Source organism: Raoultella sp. (assembly GCF_039594335.1).
Lineage (GTDB): Bacteria > Pseudomonadota > Gammaproteobacteria > Enterobacterales > Enterobacteriaceae > Klebsiella.
Genome location: NZ_JBCNNS010000158.1, coordinates 1 through 7,255 on the forward strand (window position 1 = coordinate 1; position 7,255 = coordinate 7,255).

The window sequence follows — 7,255 nt, forward strand, 5'->3', positions numbered from 1 at the left end:
AAAATCTGTTTCTTGCCCGAAAGCCCGCAGAATAGCGGGCTTTTTTTATGGCTGAATAACGCGATATCTTGCGGTGAACTGTGATCAACTTGGCAAAACATGGGCATATTGTTTACCCTTAGTTAACCTGTCTCTGTACAGGTTTGTTTTTTTTATTCCCCCTACGGGTATTCATAAGGAAGATTAAATGGAAGAGTTGAACGTTGGCGATAGCCTACATAACGCCAGTTCCTGGCTGGTGCGCAATCAGGAATTACTGCTGAGCTATGCCGTCAATATCGTTGCCGCTATCGCGATTATTATCGTCGGTATGATTGTGGCACGGGTCATCTCTAATACGGTGAACCGACTGATGCTGGCGCGTAAGATTGATGCGACCGTTGCCGATTTTCTGTCCGCCCTGGTGCGCTATGCCGTTGTCGCGTTCACCCTGATTGCCGCATTAGGCCGCGTAGGCGTGCAGACGGCATCGGTGATCGCCGTCCTCGGTGCCGCCGGTTTAGCCGTAGGCCTGGCGCTGCAAGGTTCGCTGTCTAACCTGGCCGCTGGCGTACTGCTGGTGATGTTCCGCCCGTTCCGCGCAGGTGAGTATGTTGATCTCGGTGGCGTCGCCGGTACGGTAATGAGCGTGCAGATTTTCTCTACGACCATGCGTACGGCCGACGGTAAAATTGTGGTGGTTCCGAACGGTAAAATTATCGCCGGAAATATCATTAACTTTTCCCGCGAACCGGCACGCCGCAACGAATTTATTATCGGCGTGTCCTATGATGCCGATATCGATAAGGTCAAGCAGCTGCTCACCCGTATTATTGAATCGGAAGATCGTATTCTCAAAGATCGCGAAATGACGGTACGCCTTCATGAACTGGGGGCGTCGTCGGTGAACTATGTGGTGCGCGTCTGGAGTCTGAGCAGCGATCTGCAAAGCGTATACTGGGATGTGCTGGAGCGTATTAAACGCGAGTTTGACGCCAACGGCATCAGCTTCCCATACCCGCAGATGGATGTTCATATGGTTCGTCCGCAGGAGAAAGCGGAGTAATTCAGCCGCCGATTCAGAGGCCAGCGATGCTGGCCTTTATTGCCTCGTCTGTATTAGCCACACTTATTAATGATTAAAATTATCCATTTCCTCTAATGATTTTATCGCGCTATATTCCCCTGCATTAACAGCTTTACCGGAAAAAACACCATGTTATCGTATTACTTTCAGGGGCTTGCCCTGGGAGCGGCTATGATTTTGCCGCTTGGTCCGCAAAATGCGTTTGTGATGAATCAGGGGATTCGTCGTCAGTATCATTTGATGATCGCGCTCCTTTGCGCGTTGAGCGATCTGTTGCTGATTTGCGCCGGCATTTTTGGTGGTAGCGCATTGCTGATGCAGTCACCGTGGCTGCTGGCGCTGGTTACCTGGGGGGGCGTGGCTTTTCTGCTCTGGTACGGTTTTGGCGCCTTGAGAACAGCGCTGAGCAGCAATCTGGAACTGGCCAGTGCGGAAGTCATGAAGCAGGGACGCTGGAAAATTATCGTCACCATGTTGGCGGTGACCTGGCTTAACCCGCATGTCTATCTCGACACTTTCGTCGTGCTGGGCAGCCTGGGGGGGCAGCTGGCCGTGGAGCCAAAGCGCTGGTTTGCGTTAGGCACCATCAGCGCGTCATTCCTGTGGTTCTTTGGCCTGGCCCTGTTGGCGGCCTGGCTGGCACCACGCTTACGTACTGCGCGAGCACAGCGGATTATTAATGTGCTGGTCGGCCTGGTGATGTGGTGTATTGCGTTGCAGTTGGCGAAAGACGGTTTCCTGCATGTCCAGGTCCTTTTTAACCAGGCTTAGTCCGATGGACTTTCGCTGCGGACGCGTTAAGCTTGCAGACATGCGTCCGTAGACGGGCGACCCAATGTAAGATGGAGAAACGACAGTGAAGTTAAAACTCATGGCCCTGGCGGCAGCAATCGGATTGAATGCGATGGCAGTACAGGCAAATGAATTGCCGAACGGCCCGCACATTGTGACCTCGGGTACCGCCAGCGTAGCCGCGGTGCCGGATATCGCCACCCTGGCGATTGAAGTGAACGTTGCCGCGAAAGATGCCGCGTCGGCGAAAAAACAGGCCGACGATCGCGTGGCGCAGTATCTCTCTTTCCTCGAAAAGAATGGCATCGCCAAAAAAGATATCAACTCAGCAAACCTGCGTACTCAGCCTGATTATGACTATCAGAATGGTAAAAGCATTCTGAAAGGCTACCGCGCGGTGCGCACCGTTGAAGTGACGTTGCGTCAACTGGACAAGTTGAACGGCCTGCTGGATGGTGCACTAAAAGCGGGTCTGAATGAAGTACGTTCTGTGTCGCTGGGCGTTGCGCAACCGGATGCCTATAAAGACAAAGCGCGTAAAGCGGCTATTGATGATGCGGTACACCAGGCGCAAGAGCTGGCGTCAGGTTTCCACAGTAAACTGGGACCGGTTTATAGCGTTCGCTACCATGTTTCGAACTATCAGCCGAGCCCGATGGTACGCATGATGAAGGCTGCCGATGCGGCGCCGGTTTCTGCGCAGGAAACCTACGAACAGGCGACTATTCAGTTTGACGATCAGGTCGATGTTGTTTTTGAACTGCAGCCCGCTCAGCCCGCTCCGGCTCCCGCTACGCCGGCTAAGCAGCCTGATGCGGCACCGTAAGCCCTAAAGCAAAAAGCCACTTCATCTGAAGTGGCTTTTTTTATTGCCAGCGTTTAGTCCTGGCGCAGCACCTTATGGCCGTAATCGATTAGCGCATCGGTGACCCTACGCATCATCCGACTTTCCGGCGCGAAGCGATGCCAGTAGAGCATCCGACGCTGAAACAGCCCTGGAGTGAGGTTGATAAGCTCGCCGCTGTTGAGCTCTTTTTCAATCTGCAAATGCGGGATCATGCAGCAGGTTGTGCCCTGGCGCGCAAGTTGCACAAAGGCTTCTGAAGAGTTAACGATATGGCACGGGACGCTGCCCGGTGGCAAATCGAAGTTCTGCTGTAAAAACGCCTGATGCATATCATCCAGATGATCGAAAGCGACAACCGGCGCTTTCAGCAGGGCTGAGCGGGTTACGCCGTTAGGGAAATAGCGTTGCGCAAACTCTTTCGAGGCGACGAACAGATAGTCCAGCGCTCCGAGTTGATCCACCAGACAGCTCGGGAGTGCCTGCGGCTGAATACTCACCGCGCCGACCACTTCGCCGCGGCGTAAGCGTTCCTGAGTACGCGTTTCATCTTCCACCTGCAGATTGAGACGGATAGGGGAGTCGGAAAGGACGTTCGACAGCGCGGGCAGCAGCCAGGTCGCCAGACTGTCGGCGTTAACCGCCAGCGACAGCAGCAGCGGCGTGGACCCGGTCTGTTCATCGCCCAGCCACTCTTCTTCCAGCAGCTCAACCTGACGCAGCAAGGCCAGCAGTTTCTGTCCTTGTTCGGTCGGACGCGGCGGCACGGTACGGACCAGCAGAGGCTGGCCGAACATATTTTCCAGCTGTTTAATGCGTTGAGAGACGGCGGACTGTGTAATGCATAGCTTCTGCGCGGCGCGCTCAAACCCACGTTCTCTGATCACCGCATCCAGCGCTTGTAATGTTCTGTAGTCCGGTCGTTTCATTATTCTGGCGTGCCCCTGTCACTTTTCATTAACTCGCACTATGACATAAATTCGTTTTTGATGAAGATGAAAAATGGTCTGTTCAGTTGTGTGACCGTGCCGCAGGGACAATTCCTCCCCTGGTGTTCTATAATGCGCCACAGGTATTCACATCTCGGACCATAATCATGACGCAAGATGAACTGAAAAAAGCAGTAGGCTGGGCGGCATTGCAGTATGTACAACCGGGCACCATCGTGGGTGTCGGTACGGGCTCTACGGCCGCGCATTTTATCGATGCGCTCGGCACCATGAAAGGGCAGATTGAAGGTGCTGTTTCCAGCTCTGATGCTTCTACCGACAAACTGAAAAGCCTTGGCATTCCGGTTTTCGATCTTAATAGCGTGGACCGCTTGGGTATCTATGTTGATGGCGCCGATGAGATTAACGGCCATATGCAGATGATTAAAGGCGGCGGGGCGGCATTAACCCGTGAAAAGATTATCGCCTCGGTAGCCGACAAGTTTATCTGCATCGCTGATGCCTCTAAACAGGTAGATATTCTGGGCAAATTCCCGCTGCCGGTGGAAGTTATCCCGATGGCGCGTAGCGCTGTCGCGCGTGAGCTGGTGAAGCTGGGTGGCCGTCCGGAGTATCGCCAGGGCGTGGTGACCGACAACGGTAATGTGATTCTTGACGTGTTCGGCCTGGAAATTCTGGATGCCGTCGCACTGGAAAACAAAATTAACGGTATTCCTGGCGTCGTCACCGTCGGGCTGTTTGCCAATCGCGGAGCGGATGTGGCACTGATCGGAACCGCCGATGGCGTGAAAACCATCGTAAAATAATATAATCGGGGGAGCGAACGGCTCCCCGGCAACTATTTTTTCTCCAGGCTAAATTTGGTGACTTCTATCACATTTATGCGGCCAATCTTAGTAACAATCTGCCTTTTCTTTTCTTTCTGGTGTTTTGTCCTGTCATTTCCCTCTGTGTGATATTTCTTCAGGTCGTCGACGCAAACGTTCATATTGCCGCGATAGTTTTTTTTGATATGTTGCTGAGAAGAACTTTCGTTCGGCACGACATCAGATAAGACAAAACAGGACGGGGAAATGGCTAAGGTATCACTGGAAAAAGACAAAATTAAGTTTCTGCTGGTTGAAGGTGTGCATCAAAAAGCGCTGGACAGCCTCCGCGCAGCAGGCTACACCAATATCGAATTTCACAAAGGCGCGCTGGATAGCGAAGAGCTGAAAGCGTCAATCCGTGATGCCCATTTCATCGGCCTGCGTTCCCGTACTCATCTGACTGAAGAGATCTTCGCCGCAGCGGAGAAACTGGTCGCGGTCGGCTGCTTCTGTATCGGTACCAATCAGGTTGATTTAAACGCGGCGGCAAAACGCGGTATCCCGGTGTTTAACGCCCCGTTCTCAAATACCCGTTCCGTTGCTGAACTGGTGATCGGCGAACTGCTGCTCATGCTACGTGGCGTACCGTCGGCAAACGCTAAAGCGCACCGCGGCGTATGGAACAAGCTGGCGGTCGGCAGCTTTGAAGCGCGCGGCAAAAAGCTGGGGATCATCGGCTATGGTCATATCGGCATGCAGCTGGGGATTCTGGCTGAATCTCTGGGGATGCACGTCTATTTCTATGATATCGAAAGCAAACTGCCGCTGGGCAACGCCACCCAGGTCCAGCACCTCTCCGACCTGTTGAATATGAGCGATGTGGTCAGTCTGCATGTGCCGGAAAACGCCTCTACTAAGAATATGATGGGCGCGCAAGAGCTGGCGCTGATGAAACCTGGCGCACTGTTGATCAACGCCTCGCGCGGTACGGTCGTGGATATCCCTGCGCTGTGTGATGCGCTGGCGCGTAAGCATCTGGCAGGGGCGGCGATTGACGTCTTCCCGACCGAACCGGCGACCAACAGCGATCCGTTCACCTCGCCGCTGTGCGAGTTTGACAACGTTATCCTGACCCCGCATATCGGCGGCTCGACTCAGGAAGCGCAGGAGAATATCGGTCTGGAAGTGGCCGGTAAGCTGGCGAAGTATTCCGACAACGGTTCGACGCTTTCTGCGGTGAACTTCCCGGAAGTCTCTCTGCCGCTGCACGGCGGTCGTCGTTTGCTGCACATCCACGAAAACCGTCCGGGCGTGTTGACCGCTATCAACCAGATCTTTGCCGCACAGAGCATCAACATCGCAGCACAGTATCTGCAAACCACGCCGCAGATGGGCTATGTGGTGATTGATATTGAGGCAGAAGAAGATGTGGCCCAACAGGCGCTGCAGGCCATGAAGGCGATCCCAGGCACCATCCGCGCCCGTCTGCTGTTCTGATTGACGAAGGGATCCCTGCGGGGATCACTTTAAATGATGAGCACGTCGCTACAGAATACGGGTGTTCTCCTGCTGCTGCTGATCCTGGCATGGACGGGGCTGGGCACCCACGATAGCCTCACCTGGCTGATGGAAGTGACGCCGGTCATTATCATCGTTCCGCTACTGCTTTTGACGCGTTCGCGCTACCCGCTCACGTCGCTCCTCTACGCGCTTATCTTCTTCCATGCCATTATTCTGATGGTCGGGGGGATGTATACGTATGCGAAAGTGCCGATTGGATTTGATGTGCAGGCGTGGCTCAATTTAAGTCGTAATCCGTACGATAAGCTTGGCCACTTTTTCCAGGGGCTGGTTCCGGCGCTGGCGGCGCGGGAAATTCTGCTGCGTGGCGGCTATGTGCGCGGGCGCAAGATGCTTTCGTTTCTGGTGTGCTGTATTGCGCTGGCGATCAGCGCCACTTACGAGCTTATCGAATGGTGGGCAGCACTGGCGATGGGGCAAGGGGCGGATGATTTTCTCGGTACTCAGGGCGATCCGTGGGACACGCAGTCGGATATGTTCTGCGCGCTGTTGGGGGCGCTGACGACGATCTTCTTACTTAGCGGATGGCATAACCGACAACTGAAGAGGTCTGGTACTCACTAGATTACGGCCACTGCCATAGCCTCGAGGGGGTAATCACCGCGGGCAGCGGAATATCCCAGTGCTCGGTTGGCAGCGCGTCGACCTGCTGGCAATCGTGGGCATAACCGACAGGCTGCAGGGAATAATTCTGCCAGTTCTGTAATGTTCTGTCGTAGAAACCGCCTCCCATCCCCAGCCGCTGTCCGGCGACATCAAAGGCAACCAGTGGGACCATCAGCACATCGAGCTGCTCCAGCGGCAGGACATCGCGTGCATCGAGCTTAGGCTCTTCGATTTTCAGCCGGTTGGTCACCAGTTCGCTGCGCGGATGATAGTGCAAAAACAGCAGATTTCCCGGACTGAACGGGTGGAGTACGGGTAGATAAACCTGCTTGCCGGCCTGCCACAGCCGCTCAATCAGCGGTCGGGTGTCGAGTTCTCCATCAAATGACAGAAACAGGGCGACGGTTTTCGCCTGTACGACGGGCGAGTATACCATCACACGATCGGCACCCTGGCGGGCGTACTGCGCCTGCTGTTCTGTCGTCAGCGCACGTCGTTGCTGGCGAATTTGTTGACGAATCTGCTGCCGGGTAGCTTGCGTGTCGGAAAGTTGAGTCATCACAGGTCGCCTGATTAAGCATGAGCACGGGAATACGTGAATCAGTTG

The 7,255-nt window shown here is 54.4% G+C and carries 8 protein-coding genes; 6 read left to right on the forward strand and 2 right to left on the reverse strand.

The annotated features are described in order from the left end of the window. Positions 1-187 precede the first annotated feature (187 nt). From mscS to ACZAHD_RS19710, 3 genes are all read left to right on the forward strand, one after another. Complete coding sequence (mscS, locus tag ACZAHD_RS19700) at positions 188-1,045, forward strand: small-conductance mechanosensitive channel MscS (protein WP_462458266.1); 858 nt, start codon at positions 188-190, stop codon at positions 1,043-1,045. Between the two features lie 150 nt (positions 1,046-1,195). Continuing rightward, complete coding sequence (gene argO / locus ACZAHD_RS19705) at positions 1,196-1,837, forward strand: arginine exporter ArgO (RefSeq protein ID WP_462458267.1); 642 nt, start codon at positions 1,196-1,198, stop codon at positions 1,835-1,837. Positions 1,838-1,922: 85 nt separating this feature from the next. After that, a complete protein-coding gene (locus ACZAHD_RS19710; RefSeq protein WP_462458268.1) occupies positions 1,923-2,684 on the forward strand; it encodes an oxidative stress defense protein in 762 nt (253 codons plus the stop codon). 53 nt (positions 2,685-2,737) lie between these two features. Here ACZAHD_RS19710 and argP read toward each other — a convergent pair whose 3' ends face one another. After that, positions 2,738-3,631, reverse strand: a complete 894-nt coding sequence (gene argP, locus ACZAHD_RS19715) for a DNA-binding transcriptional regulator ArgP (protein ID WP_462458269.1) — start codon at positions 3,629-3,631, stop codon at positions 2,738-2,740. 167 nt (positions 3,632-3,798) lie between these two features. Here argP and rpiA point away from each other — a divergent pair, with 167 nt between their 5' ends. The 3 genes from rpiA to ACZAHD_RS19730 all read left to right on the forward strand — a co-directional run bounded on the left by rpiA (position 3,799) and on the right by ACZAHD_RS19730 (position 6,606). Further along, complete coding sequence (rpiA, locus tag ACZAHD_RS19720) at positions 3,799-4,458, forward strand: ribose-5-phosphate isomerase RpiA (protein WP_462458270.1); 660 nt, start codon at positions 3,799-3,801, stop codon at positions 4,456-4,458. A 267-nt stretch (positions 4,459-4,725) separates the two neighbouring features. Further along, positions 4,726-5,958, forward strand: a complete 1,233-nt coding sequence (serA, locus tag ACZAHD_RS19725; RefSeq protein WP_462458271.1) for a phosphoglycerate dehydrogenase — start codon at positions 4,726-4,728, stop codon at positions 5,956-5,958. A gap of 33 nt (positions 5,959-5,991) precedes the next feature. Then, a complete protein-coding gene (locus ACZAHD_RS19730) occupies positions 5,992-6,606 on the forward strand; it encodes a DUF2238 domain-containing protein (protein WP_462458272.1) in 615 nt (204 codons plus the stop codon). Between the two features lies 1 nt (position 6,607). Here ACZAHD_RS19730 and ACZAHD_RS19735 read toward each other — a convergent pair whose 3' ends face one another. Further along, positions 6,608-7,207 (reverse strand): 5-formyltetrahydrofolate cyclo-ligase, encoded by a 600-nt coding sequence (locus ACZAHD_RS19735; RefSeq protein ID WP_462458273.1) that lies wholly within the window; start codon positions 7,205-7,207, stop codon positions 6,608-6,610. Between the last annotated feature and the right edge of the window lie 48 nt (positions 7,208-7,255).